General features: G+C 58.8%; 1 protein-coding gene. It reads right to left on the bottom strand.

What is annotated here, in order from left to right; genetic code table 11:
* Nucleotides 1-1,259 (bottom strand): methylmalonyl-CoA mutase family protein (locus WBF74_RS09495; RefSeq protein ID WP_424438681.1); only part of this gene is annotated, 1,259 nt, incomplete at its 3' end.
* Between the last annotated feature and the right edge of the window lie 264 nt (nt 1,260-1,523).

Genomic DNA, 1,523 nt, shown 5'->3' on the forward strand with positions numbered 1-1,523 from the left:
TCCTCGATGAGCCTCCACGCTTCGGTGGCAAGCGCATGAGTCAGGCTCTCGATATAGTAGGAGCCGCCCAGCGGATCGATGACATTGGTGACGCCCGTCTCATGCTGGATGACAAGCTGGGTGTTGCGCGCGATGCGGGCCGAGAAATCGGTCGGCAGCGCAATCGCCTCGTCCAGCGCATTGGTGTGGAGGGACTGCGTACCGCCGAGAACCGCCGCCAGCGCTTCAATGGTGGTGCGGATCACGTTGTTGTACGGGTCCTGCTCGGTCAGCGACACGCCGGATGTCTGGCAATGCGTGCGCAGCATGGAGGATTTCGGGTCCTTCGGATTGAACTCCGACATAATGCGCGACCAGAGAAGCCGCGCTGCACGCAGCTTCGCCACTTCCATGAAGAAGTTCATGCCGATGGCGAAGAAGAAAGAGAGACGCGGCGCGAAGTCATCAACATCAAGACCGGCAGCAAGCGCCGCACGCACATATTCGCGGCCATCGGCAAGCGTGAAGGCAAGCTCCTGCACCTGCGTCGCGCCAGCTTCCTGCATGTGATAGCCGGAAATCGAGATCGTGTTGAACTTCGGCATGTTCTTCGAACAGAAGCCGATAATGTCCGAGATGATCCGCATGGAAGGTGCGGGCGGATAGATATAGGTGTTCCGCACCATGAATTCTTTGAGAATGTCGTTCTGGATCGTGCCCGCCAGCTTGTCCGGCGTAACGCCCTGCTCTTCCGCGGCGACGATGTAATTGGCGAGAATGGGAATAACCGCACCATTCATCGTCATGGAGACGGACATTTCGTCGAGAGGGATCTGGTCGAAGAGGATCTTCATGTCCTCGACACTGTCGATCGCCACGCCCGCCTTGCCGACATCGCCGATCACGCGCGGATGATCGCTGTCATATCCGCGATGCGTTGCAAGGTCGAAGGCAACCGAGAGGCCCTTCTGGCCCGCTGCAAGGTTACGGCGATAAAAAGCGTTCGACTCTTCCGCCGTGGAGAAGCCCGCATATTGGCGGATGGTCCAGGGGCGGCCTGCATACATCGTTGCCTGCGGCCCGCGCGTATAGGGCGCAAAACCCGGCAGCGTGTTCGCGTCATAACCTTCCTGGGCGATCCGCTCGAGATCTTCGGCCGTATAAAGCGGCTTTACATCGATGCCTTCGGGCGTGTGCCACACAAGGGATGCGGAACCCGCACCCTTTGTCTGCTTTGCAACCGTTGCTTCCCAGTCCTGCAGCGTCTTCTTGTCCGCCATTTTCTCACAACTCACGGATTTGCCGGTTTTTCCGTTGGCACCATAACATGCCGGGCACCGGCCCCAAAAAATTGCGCGGAGTATCCGGGATGCGGTTATTCGGGTCAAACAATCAGACAAAGCAGCGCTCAATCCCGCAATTTCGTTGCGTAAGCGGCCATGCTCCGGCACTACTTGCACCCACCCTCACTGCTTTTTTGCGGGCGGGCGGGGTGCAACACACGGCCACGGCCCTTTAGGATCGGCAACGACAAAGGGGTCAGA

The sequence above is a fragment of the Parvibaculum sp. genome, from assembly GCF_049672805.1.
Lineage (GTDB): Bacteria > Pseudomonadota > Alphaproteobacteria > Parvibaculales > Parvibaculaceae > Parvibaculum.